This is a genomic window from Stenomitos rutilans, assembly GCF_059505485.1.
Window position 1 is genome coordinate 18,192 of record NZ_JCACKR010000094.1, and the last position, 19,215, is coordinate 37,406.

A 19,215-nucleotide genomic window follows, 5' to 3' on the forward strand; every position below is an offset into this window, starting at 1 on the left:
TTTAAGTGAGCAGATCTCAGGTCTAATTTAGCAGTCAGCATCGGCTGAATGAGTTGTGACTTTGAAGTTGGCGATCGCCCAGGGCTGTATCCTTGTATCTGGTATTTGGGACAGATCGGAGTCCATCGATCGCTCCAGCACATCAACCCGCTCTCCTAACTTCAAACCCAGATCGCTCTGAAGGTTTAGCTGTGCCTCTTCGCCATGAGACTCGTAGCAGCGCAGAATCCACTCATCGGGCGAGTCTTCTGACTGCTTGAATGCCATCAGTACGAGGTTGTCGGCTCCCAGGTTTAGAAGGGAGGCTGTGGGTGGCAAGGTTTTAGCGCTAGAGTCTCCGTTCGTAGGGATAACCTGTGCCATGAGCGGCATATTTAGCTCGTAGCCATGCTTAACGGTTTGAGCGGCTTTCCAGTCGCCTGCATGGGGATAGAGGGCATAGGTGAACGAGTGCTGCCCTTTGTCTGCATCTGGATCGGGGAATTCGGAGCCTCGCAGTAGGGTAAGTCGTAGCTGGTTGGGTTTTGCGTCGTAGCCGTATTTGCAGTCGTTGAGCAGGCTCACGCCATAGTTGCCGTCGCTGAGGTCTGCCCAGTGCATGGCAGGGACTTCCCATTGGGCTTTTTCAGCCTCAGTCTCCGGTTTCGTGGTTCGCTGAATCACTCCGCAAGGAATTTCGTAAGTCGCGTGGTTTGCTTCCAGATTTAACGGAAAGGCAACTTTGACTAAGGTATGTCGCTCGTGCCACTCGACAGATGCGTTGATTCTCAGAACGGGAGATTCTCGTTCGAGAATATAGGTTTGCATAAAAACAGATCGACCAATTTTGCGCTCAACGGTGATGCTTGCCACTAATGAACTGTGAAGTGCTGTTCCGCCTACGCGCAGTTCATCAGAAGGACTAATGTGTAAGAGTTCGGCAGGTGGTAAAGGATGCTTCTCGTAATCTGGGTCAATGTTCCAGGCATCCCAATATTGCCCTTCATCCCAAAAGGCTTGTAACTGATTTCCTGCCCCATTAAGAACTTCGCGCTCATTGATTTTGTCAAAAACACTGGCTAAATCACCTGTGCTTGTGTCAATGACAATCCGTAGAAATTTATTTTCTAGAGTCCGTCGTTTGTCAAGCGGTCTGCCAGTACGTCGATCGAAGCAAGGGTACATCCAGAAGCAGCGGTAGCCAAGCGCGGGAATGTCTTCAGCCAGAAAGTTTACCCCCCAACCGTAGGAATCAGGATTTTTGTGAAAAGAACAGTAGGGAGTTTCGACTTTCTGACCGTCTAAATCACAAATCTGCCAGGGATAAACGTTATCCTGTCCATACTTTTCATACGCTGCCAGCATTTCCTCATCTGTTGTGAATCGTTCTGAAAGTGAGGTGTGAACGATCGCGGAACGTTCCCAATTACAAGGGTTAAAAACAACAATTGCTCTAGCGCTGGGGTGTGGTGGTGATGGCAGAGAAATTTGGGATGCGATCGCTTTCAGTGCCTCTTCTCTGATGTCTGTTAATTTAGCAACGTCAGCCCATGCTTTATTCGCATCTTCAAATACCGCTTGAATTGAGGAACCAGGGAGAATGTCATGGAATTGATTGAAGAGAGTTTTTTCCCATGCCGTCTCTATCTCTGCTTTGGGATAGGGAGCATGAGTGGCGATCGTCGCCAGCGATGCATAGAGTTCTGCCCAGTAAAGCCATTGTTCGCACCGTCGATTCCACCACTTTTGATCAGCATGGGTAGTGTAGCAACCACGATGGAATTCGAGGTAGAGGTCGGAGTGCCAGAGGGGGAGGGAGTGGGGTGTAGGGAGTGGGGAGTGGGGAGGTTGGGCGTTGGAGTTCTGAGCTTCGTTGGTCAGTGTTTGAGACTCGTCGTTGAGTATTTGAGAGTCATTCAAGAGTGTTAAAGACTCATTCGAGAGTGTTGAAGCCTCCTGATTGAGTGATAAAGACTCGTTAATGAGGTTTGGAGACTCATTCGAGAGTAGTAAAGACTCATTCGAGAGTGTTGGAGCCTCGTTGGAGAGTGTTGGAGCCTCGTGGTTGAGGTTCAAAGATTCGTTTGAGAGTGTCAAAGGCTCGTTCGAGAGTATCAAAGACTCGTTAGTGAGTATTAGAGGCTCGTTTATGACTGTTTGAGCTTGAGCGATCGCGCGTTGCGCTTTACCCCTCAAGTCTGTGGTTACACTAGGCGTGTAATGTGCTTCGAGGTCTTGCAGATAGTCGAGAGCCGTGGAGAATTCTAGCTGGGGGAAGAAGGGCGATCGCTGCCAGCGACGGGCGATTTCGAGCATATCGCGGGTGGGTCCGCCGCCATGATCGCCGACTCCGGGGAGCCACAGAACGTCGGGAATGCCTGTTTTGGTTTCCCAGTCGCAGGCGTAGGTTGCCATTTTGATGGGATCGATGCCTTCACCGATCGGGGCGGACATGAGGCTGAAGATTTCGGTGCGATCGGGTGCCTGCCACTGGAAGACTTCGTAGGGGAATTTTGTGGTGTCGTTCCAGCGTAGTTTTTGCGTGACGAAGTAATCGATGCCGCCCTGCTTGAGGATTTGCGGGAGCTGCCAGGTGAAGCCAAAGCTATCGGGTAGCCACGCCATACGGTTGATGCTGCCAAACTTCTCCTGAAAGTAGCGCTGACCGTAGAGCACCTGCCGCACCATTGATTCACCGCTGATGATATTGAGTTCTGGCTCGACCCACAGTCCGCCGACGGGTTCCCACCATCCGGCTGCGATCGCCTGTCGTATCTGCTCGAACATTGCAGGGCGATTCTGCTCGATCCATTCGTACAGAGCGGGGGTGGAATGGCAGAAGGTGAGTTCGGGAAAGTCGTTTTGCAGGTTCAGGGCAGACTCGAAGGTGCGTTCGGCAGCGTTCCAGGTTTCGGCGACTGTCCAGAGCCATGCCATGTCGAGGTGGGCGTGTCCGAGGAGACGAATGCGGCGCTGTTTGAGGAGGGGGGAGAGGGGGAGGAGGCGATCGCGTAAGTTTGCCAGGGATTGATCGAAGAGAGAAGGGGTGTAGGGTGTGGGGTGTGGGGTGTGGGGGAGGAGAGATGACCAGTCGATCGTGGTGATGGCTTCGTTTAGGAGATTGAGTTTTTCGGGGGCGAAGGTTTGGAGGTAGAGGCGGAGAATGTTGAGTTCGTCGGCGATGAAGCTGGGTTCAGGAATGTTGGTGGAGGACTCGTAATGGCAGACCGATCGCACGAGGGCACCGTCGTCGTGTCCGGGGCTGACGAGGCGAATGGCGATCGCGAAGGTATCTCCTGGTGTGACGGCTTCGCTGAGCAGGATGCGAGTGACGCAATCGAAGATGTCGCCTTCCTGAACGAGTTCACCGTTGACGAAGAGTGCGGCTTTGTTTGCCCACCAGGTGACAGCGAGGCGGAGGGTCAGCCCTGCAAGTGGGTAGCCTGTCATAGCCGCTTTTGCCCCCCTAGCCCCCCAATTCTGGGGGGAATCAGAGTCAAAGTCCCCCAGAATTGGGGGATTTAGGGGGCTGAGAAAATCTGCAAGCGTGGCGTATTCATCTGAAAACTGCTGTAAATAATGGGGCACCGTAATAACTTGACCGAGCCAGCGGACGTGTTTGCCCTTCGCCCAAACGATGTGGTCTTTCTCGTTGAGGGGCGCGATCGACCAATTCTGCCAGGTGCCAGGTTGGGTTGCCTGGGCGATCGGGAGATCGTCATCGCAGTAGCGCCAATCGGCTTGAATGCTGCGTTGGGTAAGGCTACGGAGTTGCGTAATGGCTTCTGAAAGCCGATCGGCTGGGGTTGAAACGGGATTGCTTACCACTGTCATCTATTCACTGACTGCACCTTACATAATAGAGGGACAGAGTTCAGCGATGCAGGTCTAGAACATGGCGACAACTCCGACCACCTCTGCCGCGATCGACGAAGCAGACTTTGATGCTCCAGCGTTACCGCTCGATCGCTACGACGAAGTACCAGAAGGTATGGAAAAAGTTGATGGGGAGCTAGTTGAGAAAACAGACGTGACAATAAATCATGCAGCCGCGCAGGGAAATCTGGTTTATGCCTGGAGAAGTTACATCATTTCCAGTGGACAAGGTGGAAAGCCTTATCCAGAAGCACCTTGCCGAACGGATCAGCAAAAGCGCCGCCCCGATGTGGCATATCTCACGGCTGAACTGCTAGCGCAATATGGACAACCAAATATTTTTCCTCAGAGCTATCCATTGATTGGAGAAGTCGCTTCACCAGATGACAAGGCAGAAGAACTATTTAGCAAGGCGCGGGAGTATTTGCGATCGGGCTGTGAGGAGGTCTGGTTACTGTTTCCTGAGAATGCGATCGTCATTATCATCACAGCCGAGAAGTCTCTGATCTTCACCGAAGCTGAAACTGTGAACACTCAAACCATCCTGCAAGGCTTCACCATTCCCGTTGCAGAGTTGTTTGCTTAACCAACGCCTTTAGCACAGAGTGGTACGATCGACTCTATCCTCAGTCCTCACTAAGTCGCTGCTATGGGCATTCTCGTACTCATTCTGATGATTGCGCTTTCCATCATCATGGTTCTCTTTGGGGTGCAAAACCCCCAGCCTGTGAATGTCCGATTCTTCACCCTCGAAAGCGGTAACATCTCGCTGTCTCTGGTCATTGTGGTGTCTGCCCTCGTTGGCGCAGCATTGATCGGGTTACTCAGCCTGTGGAACAGTGCACGACGCGGCATCCGCCGTATGCGGGCGAATAAACAATTAGCTGGTTTAGAAGAGCGCAATCGCGAGCTTGAACGCTTGAAAACATCGCTGGAGCAAGAAAATGCGGCGTTGAAAGAGCGAAACGACCAGTTGGAGAATGTGAAACAAACGATCGAGGTTCAAGCGATCGACTCAGACGGAGCGATTAGCGATCGCTAGCCGTTTGCGCCATCTCCTTTCTTAACTCCAAGTAACGGTGCAAATATTCTGAAATGATGCCGTGCAGTAAAAGATTGCGTGCTGCTGCAAAGGGGCTTTCGGGAGCTAGCGGATGACGGTTGGTGATGACGTGGTTCCAGTTGTAGTCCCCGGTGAGGGCACTGATGTAGCAACCAAAGTTTTCGTCAAATTCCAGAGACAGCACAGCCCGTTCAAATTCATCGCTGGTGAGACAGAGCGAATAGAAGACCTTGAACAGTTCGATCGCTGATTCCAGATCCAATATGCGTAACCAGCGACGCTTTGTGAAATACACATTTACCTGGACGGGTTTGATGCTGTCAAAATTCAATCCGCGTGCCTGTACCTGCTGTATCCAATGAGGGTTTTCGCGCTGCGCCTTGCTGTAATCCAGCACGAAGTTGTAGAGAATCAGATCGTGTTCTAAAAACGCATTGTTTGCCAAATCATCAATAGTGCAGGGATACAATTGGGATTTTTCAATGTTGGTATCAGGGCCATTGTCAATCAAGAAATTGACGATATTGGAACCGAGGCAGATATGCCGCACGATGAGATAGCAGGCTTCCGGCGACACGAAGGTATTGAGAAACCAGGCTGCCGATCGATGCATCAGCGTATAGTTGCTGAACTGAAAGGGCAACAGTCGCTTTACCGTCATAATGATCGCCAGCAGCACATTTGCAATAAACGCGATCGGCACTAATAAATAACTGCGCGTCCAATTTCGCAAATCCCGAATCATGTAACCTTTGGCGATCGGGTCTACCGGAATTGCCTGATCCACATAGAGCGCATCCCACGCATTGGGATTCTGGCGATCGTGCGGTCTTGGGATATATGGTTGTGCAGCCTGCGAAGAGACGGCAGTATCTAACGCTTGTGAGATCAGTTCGGCTTGGCTCATAGCAGTGATCAAAAAATGTAGAAGTAGGTGTTAGTAGACGCACCTGAATTAAGGTTGCGATCGTAGCTTTTGGCGTAGCGTTTCGCGGCTGGTCAACGCGTCTTTGTAGTACTGCTCCGCCCGTATCAACTGCTGACGCTCAATCGCGCCTTCCTGATATAACGATTGAGCACGCTGATAAATACGTTGTCGTTCTTGAAAGTAGGCTTCTGCCTGTGCTAATTCGGCTTCAAGCGATGCCCGCTCTAATTCAGAGCGTTGCAGACGTTGAGACTGCTGTCGTTGGTTGTATCGCCTCTGAGCCGCTTTGTAATTACTTTCGGCTTGATCAAGCTGTTGACGAGAAACCGCACCTTCCTGATATAACTGCTGGTAGCGTTGATACTCCTTGCGAGCATTGCTCAGTTCAACGACCTCGGTAGGGACTGCAATCGTTCCAGGAGTATTGACTGAAGGTGGTTTAAGCACCGGGCGTTGCGATCGCCCAACCTCAGGCTGCACCAGAGTACAACTGATAGCCAGACAAAGCTTAAACGGTGTCAGCCAGTACTCCGGTTCCATTAGCGAATCTCCTCAAGTTGCAGTCGGTAGAGTCGGGCAGTCACTCGCGCCGTTTTCAGAATGCGATCGGCAATTTCCTGCGTCATCCATTCCGCGTTAATCAATTCATTCAGCTTGCCCAGATGCGCTTCGTCATTTGCGCCGTGATAGCCCAAAAACGACACTTGTTCATCCTTTAGCCCCAGTGTTTCTTTGATCTGCTCTGCCCACTTCGCGGCTAAGTTATTGCCTAGCCCTTCAATGATAAACATGCTGCCCAACAGGTCTACCGGATTTTCGCGCGATGCCTGATGGAAAATAAACGCCGACAGTGCCTCACTGCCAATGTTCTTTTCCGCATTCACAATCTCCTCCAACACTCCGCCAACCGAAACGTAATTGCGCTCTAACATTTGATAGTCACGGTGTTCATCCTGAGCATGACCAATGAAGGTCGATCGCAACCGAAAATCCGTCATATTCGATGCAGCACGGGCAATCCACCGTGCTCCTTCCACTACCTGCGGACGCAGATTTCGCAACATCGCTTTGTAGTCATCTACCGTAAACTCACCCCGATGCAATTTGCGCACAATGGGCACAGAACGAATCTCACGCTCAAACTCCAACCAGATGAGAGCCAGTTGACGCAACAGGTAGGCGGAGACGGGTTCTTCGGGTATGGGGTATGGGGTGTGGGGTGTGGGGGATGTAGTTGCCAGTTGTTGGTTGTTAGTTGTTAACACTTGAGTGACTCCTGAATCTTGATTCCTTCTAATGTTGTTATCTTCTGCCTCTCTTGCTTCCTCTGCTTCCCCTGCCTCCTCTGCTTCCCTTGCTTCCCCTGTCCCCTCTGCCTTCTGCCCCACTACCGTCAACATCATATACGCCGTCGTAAACCGTCCACTTTCGGGCACAAAGCAGAAGATTTTTTGACCCGGTTGCAGTTTGCCAGAGTGAAACAATTCTTCCAGCATCAAATAAATGGATGCACAGCCTGTATTGCCGCGAGTATAGAGATTGGTAAACCATTTCTCTTCAGGAATCATGCAGTTTGCTTTTTCCAGCAGCTCAACGATTTGCCCTCGAAAAATGTGAGAGGAGTAGTGACACAGAAGCCAATCAATTTCATCAGGCTGCACGCGACCCCGTTCGATTAATTTCAGCCAACCTTCCACACCCAGCTTGATGACATTATCTAAGAGTCGAATATTTTGGCGTAGGTTTATGGCGCCCGCCGCCGCCGCTTGCAGATAAGATGGATAGTCCATCCAACTTTTTTGAGTGGTCTCATTTTCGGTTCCAGCATACATGCAAACAGGGTAAGCATTGGCATGGGAAATGAGTTCAATCCACTCAATTTTCAAACTAATTCCTGAAGTATTTGGATGACTTTGAATCAGGAAAGCACCTGCACCATCCGACAGCATCCAGCGCAGAAACTCGGTATCAAAACTAAGGGGTTTTCCTGCTTTAACGCTTGCTTCTGCTTCAAAATGAGTGTGTTTGAAAAGACGCGATGGCAGTTCAGATGCAACCGCGATCGCCGCTCTCTTTTCACCCAATTTCACTTGTGATGCCGCATATTTCAGCGCTGCTACTCCTGCACAGCACACACCCTGGTTAGACGTAATCTCGATGGGCAGCAACTCCGACAATTCGCCGTGTACCATACTGCCAAAGCCAGGAACGAGCAGGTCTGACCAACTGGTTGCAGTCGCTAGGAGGTCGATCGCACCGGGTTCCAAATTAGCGCTTGCAATCGCATCACGAACGGCGATCGCGGCCATCTGACTATTGCTGTAAGTGGTTTGCTGTTGCTGATCCAGAGCATAATAGCGCTGCTGAATACCATTACTTTTGAGAATGCGATGTCTGACTTTGGAAGGGCGACCATTCACCTTTCCTAAATAGTCTTCCATTTGGTCATTAGTGATCGGATTTCCAGGCAAAAACTTGCCGATGCTATTAATGAATACACCGTGCATATGTGACTCGTTTTGTGAAAAGGTTAAGTTTCAGGGGCGATCGCGCCCCAATTTAAACACTCAGAAGTTTCTCTAAGTCTGAAACACTCACTTCTACATGGCATCGCCAACAGGTCTGATTACTTCGGAACTTTTTGGAAGCCAGTGAATCAAGTATCCTGTAGAAAAGATGCCCAAAGATGGCTAAAGTAAAACAGACTGATCGGTGAAGCCTAAAAACCAGCTTCATCGCTTTCAAAAAGCTCTAACTTAACCATAAATTCGATAAATTGACTCTAGTAATTCTGCGTAGATCTTGACATAAATCTGTGCCAGTTTTATCCGCTGTCACAAATGCAATGACTTCTCAACTGATTTTGAGCAGACTAATCATAATGCTCAATTAAAATCAGACAATGGACACGATCGATACCCTCAGTTTGCCCATTGAACCACCTCAACAAGCAACCACATTACGACAGGGGCTAGAACGCTACTACCAGGCAAACCCCGACTTTGTGCGCGACCAGGATCTCTGGGTTGGCATTATGTGTATTCCCTGGTGCGATATGCAACGGCACGACATCATGCACGTCGTTACGGGCTACAGCACGGCGCTAGAACAAGAACTCCAACTCATCGGCTTTTTGCTCACCTCGTTGACCTGGAAACGTCCCTGGTACTACTACGCCCAAAGCTTTGTGGTGTTTTTAGAACTGTTGTGGCAATCAATTCAAGGAAAAGCTTGGGGCGGCATCTATCACAATCCTGTGCAGGTCTGCCAACTGTACCTGAAGGGAGTCAAGCAGGGTTTTACAGTACACAAAAAAATCGATGCCGCGATCGATCCTGAAACGGTGCTCGATCGTGATCTGGCATCGCTGCGATCGGAATATGGCATCCACAACGCTGGTGCTTGGGATTAAAACCGAGTGAAGTATCGTACAGATGTTACGCCGCAAGAATTTGAAAAACCAGGTAGAAATCGCGTCTGATAGCACTTGAACAATGTGAGCAAATGTACTATTTTTATCTCAGTTGTTTCTAATGAGACACAAAGCTAATGGCGGCTGAAAGTGTTCAAAGCAACCCGGATTACGGCATTGATGCGCCCGGTCTTGTGCGCTTCTTTTTTGGCGCTGGTACAGTGTCACTCGTACTCTTACTTGTCGTACTGTTCTCATCAATCTTAGGGCAAACTCCCAAAATAGCCGTCAGTACTTTATTGGGTATGACAGCCACCTACTTGCTTGGCATGGGTTGCTTCATGCTGTATGGCAGTAAGGTCATGAAGTTAAAAGACAGAGATAAACTCCTGAATCTTGTGCAGTGGTCAGGTTATGAGCTTGTGCTTGATGTCGGTTGCGGACGAGGTTTAATGATGATCGGGGCTGCAAACCGCCTTACGACTGGCAAGGCTATCGGTATCGACGTATGGCAACAGCATGATCAAGCTAGCAATAGTGCTGCTGCTGCACTATCAAATGCGGCGACCGAAGGGGTTACAGAGCGTGTTGAAGTCAAAACAGCCGATATGCGTCAGTTACCTTTTCCAGCAAACTACTTTGATGTAGTGCTCTCAAGTTGGGCGGTTCATAACATAGAAGCCGAAAGCGATCGCAGAAAAGCACTCGATGAAATTGTCAGAGTCCTCAAACCAAATGGTACGGTCGTTTTGTCAGATATCGTCTATCAAGTTGAATATGCAAACTATTTTGAGCATCATGGCATGACAAACGTTCAGCTTCATAACAATTCAATTCGAGATTTAGGGCTTAAAGCAGTCACGTTTGGTAGTTTCGCGCCCTCTGCTGTCTCCGCCTGCAAACGTGCATAATCGTTCGTTTGGAGCGCACTGCTTAACTGGCTGGTTCTGAGTTCGAGGTTGTTTACAGCCGCTCAAGCAACCGTTAGGTGTCGGGTCAAGAAGGCAGGGGAAGCAGAGGGCGCAATTCAAAACTCAAAACTCTTCCCTTCATCCTTATAGCCTTTCATCCCTCATCCTCATCCCCTCACGCCTCTCCCCTTACGCCTCTTCCTCTAGAGGTTAAGAAAACGGAGTATATTAGCGCTTATGTAGGCTCGGCAGGAGTGACTCCAGATGTGCGGAATTGTTGGCTATATTGGCACCCAAGCAGCAAGCGGTATTTTGCTCGAAGGGCTGCGTAAGCTGGAATATCGCGGATATGATTCTGCGGGCATTGCTACCGTGCTGGAAGGCGAGATCCACTGTGTTCGTGCCAAAGGGAAACTGCACAACCTCGAATCAAAACTCGCAGGCGAAGAGAATCCAGCGCGCATTGGCATTGCCCATACGCGCTGGGCTACTCACGGTAAGCCAGAAGAATATAACGCCCATCCTCATATGGATATGTCGATGCGGATAGCAGTCATCCAGAACGGCATTATTGAAAACTACCGCGAATTGCGCGAAGAGCTGAAAGAGCGTGGCTGCGAGTTTCGCTCTGATACCGATACAGAGGTCGTGCCACACTTGATTGCCGAAGTATTACAGCAGGCTGAGAGCCTGGAAACCAGCCCTTTAGTTTCGATTCAACCATCGCCCTTTTTAGAAGCGGTGCGGCAGGTGGTCAATCGGTTGGAAGGAGCGTTTGCGATCGCCGTTATTTCTGCCGATTACCCCGATGAATTGATTGTGGCGCGGCAACAGGCTCCAGTGGTGATTGGTTTTGGGCAGGGCGAGTTTTACTGTGCGTCGGATACGCCTGCGATCGTGCCCTATACCCGTGCAGTGCTCACTCTGGATAATGGCGAACTGGCACGGATGACACCCCTGGGCGTTGAAGTCTATAGCTTTGAAGGACAACGGCTGCGAAAAACACCCCGGACGCTGAACTGGAACCCTGTGATGGTGGAGAAGCAGGGCTTTAAGCACTTCATGCTGAAGGAAATCTACGAGCAGCCTGGAGTCGTGCGATCGTGCCTGGAAGCCTACCTTGATACTGCCTGGACAGCCGCTGATCACACCCATTCGCCCATTCGCCTGAACCTGCCTGCTGACCTGTATACCGATTTGCAACATATTCAGATCGTAGCGTGTGGCACCAGTTGGCATGCCGGACTGGTTGGTAAGTATTTGCTAGAACAAATTGCTGAGATTCCCACCTCTGTGCAGTATGCATCCGAATTTCGCTATGCCCCCTCACCCCTCACCCCTCACACCCTCACCATCGGCGTCACACAATCGGGTGAAACCGCCGATACATTGGCGGCACTGGCAATGGAAAAGGAACGTCGATCGGGGCACTCAGCCGATTTTCAAGCGCGGCTGTTAGGCATTACCAATCGTCCAGAGAGTTCCTTGGGGCATCTGGTGCCCCATATTATTGATACCCATGCGGGTATTGAAATCGGTGTGGCCGCTACAAAAACGTTCGTCGCGCAATTGATGGCGTTTTACTGTCTGGCGATCGATCTGGCACAGCATCGTCAGGTGATCGCGCCTACCCAGCTTGCACAATTACTGGAGGGCTTGCAGCAACTCCCAGCCCATATTGAAGTGGTGCTTGAAGGTCAGGAACGCTACATTGAGCAACTTGCGCACGATTTTGCCGAAACGCAAGATTTCATCTTTTTGGGACGGGGCATCAACTTCCCGATCGCCCTGGAAGGTGCGCTGAAACTCAAAGAAATCAGCTACATCCATGCGGAAGGCTATCCGGCTGGTGAAATGAAGCACGGGCCGATCGCGCTACTGGATGCCAAGGTGCCAGTCGTCGCGATCGCCATGCCAGGAACAGTATTTGAAAAAGTGCTCTCCAACGCGCAGGAAGCCAAAGCGCGGGATGCACGACTCATTGGGGTCACGCCGATGGATGAACACGAAGCCGCTGAAACCTTCGATACGTTGATTCCAGTGCCTAATGTGGATGAACTGCTATCGCCGATCGTCACGGTGATTCCCCTGCAACTGCTGGCCTATCACATTGCGGCACGCAGAGGCTTAGACGTTGATCAGCCAAGAAACTTGGCAAAGAGCGTTACAGTTGAGTAAACCCTACGGGCATCGCTCATGGATATGTAAAACGCAAACAAAGTTGGGTACTAGCAAATAAAGTCATAGACTGAGAAATAAAGTTGGATACTAGCAAATAAAGTCTTATACTTTTACTGTAAGCTGGAAACGTTGTAGGAGTGGAGTATTTCCCACATTCAGAGTTTCTAGATTTGCTGAATGACTTTATCCAATGGCTAAACGTAATCGCGGTACTGACCAGCAGAAGATTGAAAAACGACTGAAGGGAGGCCGAGGGGAGGGGAGAAGGGCTGACTACCAACCTTGGCTGCGAATTCAGGATGTTCCTTCGCAAGGACTAGCTAGTCGAGCCAAAGGCTGGAAGACCGGCAGAGATCATCACCTGATGAGCCAACTGGAGGCTAGCTACCTCTTCGTTCTAGATTGGTCGCAACTAGTGGTAGATATCCGGGAGCAGTTTCCCTTGCTGCCGTTAGAGGAAACCCAGCAAATTGCAGAACAATGCGGGTATGCTCATCCTACTGATCCTGAAACTCAACAATCCGTAGTGATGACCACGGATTTTTTGATCACCTTAAAGCAGAGCGATCGTGAGATAGAACAAGCTCGTGCCATCAAACCTGCTGCTGACCTGCAATCACAACGCACTTTAGAGAAGCTGGAGATTGAGCGACTTTACTGGAAGCACCGAAACATCGATTGGGGAGTTGTTACTGAGAAAGAAATTTCTAAAACCTTGGTTGAAAACCTCAAATGGTTGCGCTCGTGTTACTGGCTTGAAGCTTTTGCTCCATTAACTCAAGGTGATACCACACGGATCGAAACAGTGCTAACGCCTCAGGTTCTGGAAGGGAGAATAGCACTAACTAAGATTACAAACGCATGTGATGACCAGCTAGGTCTCTCTCCTGGTACTAGCCTGTCAATTGTGCGTTATTTGATTGCTAATCGACGATGGCATATTGATCTAAGCCAGCGTATCCAACCCAGCAAGACACTCAAACTCCTTTCGACCCTGTCAACAGGCTTGCACGAGGCGATCGGAGGTGTGGGATGAAGCTTTTTGTAAATATGCTTCTGGAATGGCAGGACGATACTGAAACTTCGCGTGTGGAACGCTTACTCTGGATTGATCCTTCCTACACAGATGTAGCCACAATTGAGCTGTTGAACCCTAAAGCACTTCCTATTTGGCAGAAATGTACAGATTTGGAAGAGGCGATCGCGACACAGCAAGCTCATGTTTTAGAGATTGATCCTTATGCTTCTCTCCTCAAGCCTGAGGATACTATCCCCCAAAAGCACCGAGAACGGAGAGACCAAGCGTGGGAGGTCATTGCCCCTTTGGTAGGGGACAAAGATGGGCGTATCTTCTTTTCCCACGGTCGTGGAACACTTTTGAATGCCTGGGTGGAAAAGACAGGCTGCACAAAAATGACTCTTTATAAGTATCTCAGGCGTTACTGGCAGGGAGGACAGACCAGAAATGCGCTCTTACCTCTCTTTGATAAATGCGGTGCGCCTGGGAAAGAACGTCAAAGCCGACAGAAAAAGCGAGGACGCCCAAGCAAAATCAGTAAAGTCACTCAAATGCCCGTAGGGGTAAATGTAGATGGCAAAATACGAGAGAAGTTTAATCGAGGCATTCGCCAATTCTATGAGAATGCTCAGGGACGAACGCTGCAGGATGCATTTCAGAAAACATTGGAGAAGCATTTTCATAAAGGCTACACGCTTTCTTCTGATGGGGCCTTGATTCCTTGTCTGCCACCAGCTCATGAACTACCTACGTTTGGTCAATTTCGCTATTGGTATGAGAAAGAGCGGGATGCAACCCATGCTCTGACTTCACGAGAAGGAAAACGCCGTTATAATCTGCGCCATCGTGAGGTACTGGGAGATTCAACTCAGATGGCTTTCGGTCCAGGCTCCATCTACCAGATAGATGCCACGATTGGAGACATTTATCTAGTCAGTTCGCTTGATCGCACCCGCATTATCGGTCGCCCTGTTATTTACGTTCTGATTGACGTTTTTAGCCGCATGATTACTGGGCTAAGTGTCACCTTGGAAGGTCCAAGTTGGCTAGGGGCAATGCAGGCGTTAGAAAATGCGGCGGTAGACAAAGTCGCGTTCTGTCAAGAATATGGAGTTGAGATTACGGAGGAAGACTGGCCTTGCCATCATTTGTCGGAAGTCATCATTGCTGATCGGGGAGAGCTAGAGGGCTACAACGCTGATAACCTCGTTAAAGCATTGGATGTAACTATTTCCAATACCCCTCCTTACCGTGCAGATTGGAAAGGGATCGTAGAGCGCAACTTCCGCTTGAGTAATGACAAAGTCATTCATTGGATGCCAGGGGCTGTTTATAAACCGCGTGAACGTGGAGAGAATGACTACCGCCTTGATGCTGTGCTGGATTTGCATCAATTCCGGAAGCTCATGATTCTTGCGATTTTAGACCATAACAAAGAACACCGGATGGATTGGTATCGCATGGATGAGTTCATGATCCAAGAGCACGTTGAGCCATATCCCCTAGACCTATGGAACTGGGGTATTCGTAACCGGGCAGGACACCTGAGGGTTAAGTCCCGTGACATTCTGCGCTTGAACCTTTTACCTTCTGAGCGAGTTTCTGTTACTTATCGCGGTATTCGGTTTCAGGGCTTATTTTACTCTTGCGACTTGGCTTTACGAGAGCAGTGGTTTGTAAGGGCTAGAGAACGAGGAGGCTGGAAAATTGATGTGGCTTATGATCCTCGTAGCCTAACCGATATCTATTTGCGTCTTGATGGAGGACAACGTCTGGAGTGTTGCCAGTTGATTGACGCAGAACATGCCTTCCGAGGACGGGATTGGTACGAAACTCTTGACTACTTTGAAATCCGTAAGCAGCAGAAGGAGTTGTCTAGAAGCCGCAAGCAGCAATCTAGCGCTGCCCTGAATGCTCAAATGGAGCAGATTATGAATGAAGGTCAGGAACAAACCTCGACAGCGCTGGAGCAGGTGACAGGGCAGAGTAAGCGATCGCGCATCAAAGGCATCCGTCCGAATCGCCAAGAAGAACGCGACATGGAACGCGAAGCCCAAGCCTGGAAATTGGGAGAAAAGCCACTTCCTGCTCATTCCGGTAAGGTGATTCCTCTGATTGTGCCAACTGAAGCTTCAGAACCAGAACCAGACAAGGATGCTGAAGAGCCTCAGTATGAAGGTTCAGACGCTGAGACAATTGATAATCAAGAGGACTCAACCCATGTTTCGCAATCCCAACTAATCGAAAAACTGCATAAACTGCGTCCAAAAATGTGGAGCGATGATGATGAGTAGCCAACACATCCCGTCTCTTTTGGTAGGAAAGGGTAGAGTTGAACAGGCAACTTACCTAGACCCGGTCATTCCAAACTATCAAGGTAATCCCCTGATTGAAGCTCTCCCTCCTATCTTCACCCAGGATGAAACTGCAGAACGTCTTGCATTCTATCCAGAGTATGACGAAGAGCATCGTAAGATGCCTGCCTATCTTCGGCTACATTTGATTCAAAATACTTTGCAGTTTTTTGCTCCTTTACCGATTCATTTTGATCTGGAACAACGGTTTTCCCGGATGATTCGGCTAGGATACCAGGCACGGAATCCCGCAATCACAGGTTTTTGGGGAGATGTGCAGTTGCGGGTTCACTCTTTAGGCACAGTTCGCCAATCCCCTCGTTCAACTGCAACAGGATTTACTATTGTTGGTATTAGCGGAGTTGGTAAGACCACGGCGATAGAAGCGATTCTGTCTTTGTATCCGCAGGTTATCCTCCATAGTCACTATCACGATCGCGATTTCAGTTTCACACAAATTGTCTGGCTCAAGCTAGACTGCCCATTCGATGGTTCAATCAAGGGCTTATGCTTAAACTTTTTCCAGGCAGTAGATGACCTGCTCGGCACTCGTTACTACGACAACTATGCGGGGGGTCGTAAAACAGTAGACGAACTGCTCCCACGTATGGCTCTGGTTGCGTCTCTTCACTCGATCGGTGTACTAGTCATTGATGAAATCCAGCACCTTAGCCAAGCTAAAAGTGGCGGTTCCAGCAAAATGCTGAACTTTTTTGTTCAGTTAATCAACACGATTGGGTTACCAGTCGTGCTTGTCGGCACCTATAAAGCAATTTCTGTGCTTAATGGAGAGTTTCGACAAACCCGTAGAGGTACAGGGCAGGGTGACCTTGTCTGGGACAGGATGAAGAATGACAAGGATTGGAAATGGATTGTGAGATGTTTATGGGGATACCAGTATGTTAAAAAGCAATCTCGCTCGACACAGGAACTGCGCGATGCGCTGTATGAGGAAACGCAAGGTATTACTGACTTTGCCATTAAGGTCTACATGCTGGCTCAGATTCGGGCGATCACAAATGGCGAAGAAGCTGTAACCGAGCAAGGAATTCGACTAGTGGCTAAAGAGAGCCTACGGTTGGCGTACCCTATTCTACAAGCCCTAAAAAACAAAGACACTCGGCTTCTTACCAGCGTTGAGGATGTTCATCCCATTGACATCGATCAGTTTTTGCAGGATGCCCAAAATCAATTAAGTAGAGCTGAACAAGGTCAAGCATCAACCGCTACGCGAATAAACAATCTCGACAGGCAATTGCCACCAACCGCCGTTGATGCAACAGAAGCGCCGATAGCGGCCACTGAAGCCGTCCAAAAAGTTTCTAGAAGACGTAAAAAAACTGCTCCCTTGGAAGGAAGTTTACCTGAGATCGCGGCATCGGGAGAAAAGCAAAAGCTTAGTGCCTATGAAGCCCTTCGGCAAGCAGGACTCATTCGTCCTGCTACTGAATACCTGTTGGAGGAGGCGTCTTGATGATCGGATGCTTTCCCAATCCTTATCCAGATGAGTTGCTGTACAGCATTTGTGCTCGTTTTCATCAACGGGTGCAGTATCCCAACAAGAAGGGAACCATACGAGAGTTGTTTGGAGATGAGGCAGCGATCGCGGTTGTTGATTTACCCAGTAACGTTGGCAGTCTCGTTTCAGCCTTACCGCCTGGTAGCCCACACACAGTTGAACGTTTAATCAATCGTCATACGCTTTTCCCGTTCTTCGCACCTTTCTTGCATCCCGAACAAGCGCAGCAACTTTTGGCTGATATGGAAGGAGCACGAGGACCCGCCATTAAGATGCGTTCTGGTGTCATGGCAAGCACCGTTCAGCCTCCAGAGTGGCTCAGGTTTTGTCCTCTTTGCGTGCGGCAAGATAAACAAGAATTCGGTGAGCCCTATTGGCACCGTCTTCACCAACTACCAGGAGTCGAGGTTTGCCCCGAACACAACGTTCGTCTGCTGGATAGCCAAGTTCGGATTCAGAATCCTCAAACGCGGCATGAGTTTGTTGCAGCAGAGCAGGGCATTCAATTGCCAAAGTCACGCTCATTCAGTCTGCTGAATCCCCATCATGAGATTCTACTGAAAATAGCTCAGGATGCTGCTTGGTTGCTAAAACAGACCACCTCCCCACCGGGATTAGAGGTGCTGTCGAAACGCTATCGCGAGCTTCTTGCAGAGCGAGGGCTTGCTACCTATAGCGGTAGGGTACGGGTTAGCGATCTACTCAGAGAGTTCTGTCAGTTCTATCCAAACGATTTCCTACAAAGCCTTCAATGTGAAATTGATACTGAAAGCCAACATAGCTGGTTGTTTCGGTTGGTACGATCGCCCAAAGGATCTCAGCATCCTTTACATCACCTGTTATTGATCCAATTCCTGAACCACGTAGCCGCGTCATTCTTCCAGGTTCCTCATCAGTTTAAGCCCTTTGGTAAGGGACCCTGGCTTTGTCTAAATCAAGCGGCTCCTCATTTTCATCAACCTGTAATCCAAACTTGTGAAATTACTTACACTCAAGATCATGGAAAACCAGTGGGTACATTTTATTGCTCCTGTGGCTTCATGTATTGCCGTACTGGCCCAGATGAAACCCAAGAAGATCCATTCCGTATAACGAAGGTTCGAGCTTTTGGCTCCATTTGGGAAGAGAAGCTAAAGAACCTTTGGGCAGACTCAACCGTCAGTCTGCGAGCAATGGCACGGCAGCTTGGCGTTGATCCAACTACTGTCAAATTACACGCTGCGGCACTGGAATTGCCCTTCCCACGTCAGAGCAAGCGGCAGACTAACAAAAGTCATCGGGTACTTGTTTCTTCCTTAAAGACTCAGAAAACAGTCTCAAAGGTTAGCTTGGAGGACTACAGAGCAGAATGGCTAGCTGCGCGAAGAGACAATCCTGCGTCAGGAAGAACTATACTGAAAAACCAATTTCAGAGAGTTTACGCATGGCTGCGACGCAATGATCGTGAATGGTTGGAAGCTAATATGCCAGCCAAAAAACAAGCAGCCTCACCGTTCCTGCGGGTTAACTGGGAGCACCGAGATATTGAACTCGCAGAAGCAGTGAAATCTGTTGCGACTAATTTATACAAGCAGGCAGGGAAACCGTGTCAGGTAACAGTTGCCGCGATCGCTAGAGAACTTGGACAATTAGCACTGATTCAAAAGCACGCTGACAAACTCCCTTGGACATCGAAGGCATTGAGTGAGCTAGCTGAAACACGAGAAGCATTTGCGCTTCGACGCATCCAATGGGTTTTAGAGTGCTATGTGCAAGAAGGCGTTTGTCCCCTAAGATGGCGATTTACCCGTCGAGCCGGTTTACGTCCAGAGATCGAATTGCTACCTTCAGTAGAAAATGCTATCAGTAGAGCACTAGTATCTTTAGAACACATTTCATCTCAGTATGACAGAGATTGTCCGCCTCAACGAATGGCTCTTTGATGACGATGAACAAGTCACTCTCTGGTGGTTACGATGCCCTGGCGGGAATCTA

Annotated in this window: 13 protein-coding genes; 9 read left to right on the plus strand and 4 right to left on the minus strand. The window is 49.5% G+C overall.

Features of this window, described 5'->3' with window-relative positions:
- Positions 1-27: 27 nt before the first annotated feature.
- A complete protein-coding gene (locus tag AC5JLP_RS18910; protein WP_496069491.1) occupies positions 28-3,813 on the minus strand; it encodes an alpha-mannosidase in 3,786 nt (1,261 codons plus the stop codon).
- Between the two features lie 61 nt (positions 3,814-3,874).
- Here AC5JLP_RS18910 and AC5JLP_RS18915 point away from each other — a divergent pair, with 61 nt between their 5' ends.
- The gene (locus AC5JLP_RS18915; protein ID WP_496069492.1) at positions 3,875-4,441 is read left to right on the plus strand and encodes a Uma2 family endonuclease; all 567 of its coding nucleotides are present in this window, start codon (positions 3,875-3,877) and stop codon (positions 4,439-4,441) included.
- A 63-nt stretch (positions 4,442-4,504) separates the two neighbouring features.
- The gene (locus AC5JLP_RS18920) at positions 4,505-4,897 is read left to right on the plus strand and encodes a LapA family protein (RefSeq protein ID WP_496069493.1); all 393 of its coding nucleotides are present in this window, start codon (positions 4,505-4,507) and stop codon (positions 4,895-4,897) included.
- On the opposite strand, the gene AC5JLP_RS18925 is transcribed toward AC5JLP_RS18920, so the two are convergent.
- The 3 genes from AC5JLP_RS18925 to AC5JLP_RS18935 are packed head-to-tail and all read right to left on the minus strand — an operon-like array spanning position 4,884 to position 8,353.
- Complete coding sequence (locus AC5JLP_RS18925; RefSeq protein ID WP_496069494.1) at positions 4,884-5,825, minus strand: DUF6999 family protein; 942 nt, start codon at positions 5,823-5,825, stop codon at positions 4,884-4,886. The genes AC5JLP_RS18920 and AC5JLP_RS18925 overlap by 14 nt on opposite strands.
- Before the next feature lie 48 nt (positions 5,826-5,873).
- Complete coding sequence (locus AC5JLP_RS18930; protein ID WP_496069495.1) at positions 5,874-6,386, minus strand: hypothetical protein; 513 nt, start codon at positions 6,384-6,386, stop codon at positions 5,874-5,876.
- Positions 6,386-8,353: a StlD/DarB family beta-ketosynthase gene (locus AC5JLP_RS18935; RefSeq protein ID WP_496069496.1), complete on the minus strand. Its 1,968-nt coding sequence runs from the start codon at positions 8,351-8,353 to the stop codon at positions 6,386-6,388. The genes AC5JLP_RS18930 and AC5JLP_RS18935 overlap by 1 nt, the downstream gene beginning before the upstream one ends.
- A gap of 395 nt (positions 8,354-8,748) precedes the next feature.
- Between AC5JLP_RS18935 and AC5JLP_RS18940 the strand changes: the two genes are divergently transcribed.
- The 7 genes from AC5JLP_RS18940 to AC5JLP_RS18970 all read left to right on the plus strand — a co-directional run bounded on the left by AC5JLP_RS18940 (position 8,749) and on the right by AC5JLP_RS18970 (position 19,163).
- A complete protein-coding gene (locus tag AC5JLP_RS18940) occupies positions 8,749-9,258 on the plus strand; it encodes a hypothetical protein (RefSeq protein ID WP_496069497.1) in 510 nt (169 codons plus the stop codon).
- A 137-nt stretch (positions 9,259-9,395) separates the two neighbouring features.
- Positions 9,396-10,169, plus strand: a complete 774-nt coding sequence (locus tag AC5JLP_RS18945) for a class I SAM-dependent methyltransferase (protein ID WP_496069498.1) — start codon at positions 9,396-9,398, stop codon at positions 10,167-10,169.
- 264 nt (positions 10,170-10,433) lie between these two features.
- Entirely contained in the window at positions 10,434-12,347 is a 1,914-nt protein-coding gene (gene glmS, locus AC5JLP_RS18950) for a glutamine--fructose-6-phosphate transaminase (isomerizing) (RefSeq protein ID WP_496069499.1), read from the plus strand.
- Between the two features lie 193 nt (positions 12,348-12,540).
- Positions 12,541-13,386 (plus strand): TnsA endonuclease N-terminal domain-containing protein, encoded by an 846-nt coding sequence (locus tag AC5JLP_RS18955; protein WP_496069500.1) that lies wholly within the window; start codon positions 12,541-12,543, stop codon positions 13,384-13,386.
- Positions 13,383-15,662 (plus strand): Mu transposase C-terminal domain-containing protein, encoded by a 2,280-nt coding sequence (locus AC5JLP_RS18960; RefSeq protein ID WP_496069501.1) that lies wholly within the window; start codon positions 13,383-13,385, stop codon positions 15,660-15,662. The genes AC5JLP_RS18955 and AC5JLP_RS18960 overlap by 4 nt, the downstream gene beginning before the upstream one ends.
- The gene (locus tag AC5JLP_RS18965) at positions 15,649-17,196 is read left to right on the plus strand and encodes an ATP-binding protein (protein WP_496069502.1); all 1,548 of its coding nucleotides are present in this window, start codon (positions 15,649-15,651) and stop codon (positions 17,194-17,196) included. Before AC5JLP_RS18960 ends, AC5JLP_RS18965 begins: the two co-directional genes overlap by 14 nt.
- Positions 17,196-19,163 carry a TnsD family transposase gene (locus AC5JLP_RS18970; RefSeq protein ID WP_496069513.1) on the plus strand — a complete coding sequence of 656 codons (1,968 nt, stop codon included), beginning with the start codon at positions 17,196-17,198 and terminating at the stop codon, positions 19,161-19,163. The genes AC5JLP_RS18965 and AC5JLP_RS18970 overlap by 1 nt, the downstream gene beginning before the upstream one ends.
- Positions 19,164-19,215 lie beyond the last annotated feature (52 nt).

Bases quoted from the DNA above. Each gene is read 5' to 3' on its own strand.
- AC5JLP_RS18910 (WP_496069491.1), bottom strand. From the start codon at position 3,813: ATGACAGTGGTAAGCAATCCCGTTTCAACCCCAGCCGATCGGCTTTCA.
- AC5JLP_RS18915 (WP_496069492.1), top strand. From the start codon at position 3,875: ATGGCGACAACTCCGACCACCTCTGCCGCGATCGACGAAGCAGACTTT.
- AC5JLP_RS18920 (WP_496069493.1), top strand. From the start codon at position 4,505: ATGGGCATTCTCGTACTCATTCTGATGATTGCGCTTTCCATCATCATG.
- AC5JLP_RS18925 (WP_496069494.1), bottom strand. From the start codon at position 5,825: ATGAGCCAAGCCGAACTGATCTCACAAGCGTTAGATACTGCCGTCTCT.
- AC5JLP_RS18930 (WP_496069495.1), bottom strand. From the start codon at position 6,386: ATGGAACCGGAGTACTGGCTGACACCGTTTAAGCTTTGTCTGGCTATC.
- AC5JLP_RS18935 (WP_496069496.1), bottom strand. From the start codon at position 8,353: ATGCACGGTGTATTCATTAATAGCATCGGCAAGTTTTTGCCTGGAAAT.
- AC5JLP_RS18940 (WP_496069497.1), top strand. From the start codon at position 8,749: ATGGACACGATCGATACCCTCAGTTTGCCCATTGAACCACCTCAACAA.
- AC5JLP_RS18945 (WP_496069498.1), top strand. From the start codon at position 9,396: ATGGCGGCTGAAAGTGTTCAAAGCAACCCGGATTACGGCATTGATGCG.
- glmS (WP_496069499.1), top strand. From the start codon at position 10,434: ATGTGCGGAATTGTTGGCTATATTGGCACCCAAGCAGCAAGCGGTATT.
- AC5JLP_RS18955 (WP_496069500.1), top strand. From the start codon at position 12,541: ATGGCTAAACGTAATCGCGGTACTGACCAGCAGAAGATTGAAAAACGA.
- AC5JLP_RS18960 (WP_496069501.1), top strand. From the start codon at position 13,383: ATGAAGCTTTTTGTAAATATGCTTCTGGAATGGCAGGACGATACTGAA.
- AC5JLP_RS18965 (WP_496069502.1), top strand. From the start codon at position 15,649: ATGATGATGAGTAGCCAACACATCCCGTCTCTTTTGGTAGGAAAGGGT.
- AC5JLP_RS18970 (WP_496069513.1), top strand. From the start codon at position 17,196: ATGATCGGATGCTTTCCCAATCCTTATCCAGATGAGTTGCTGTACAGC.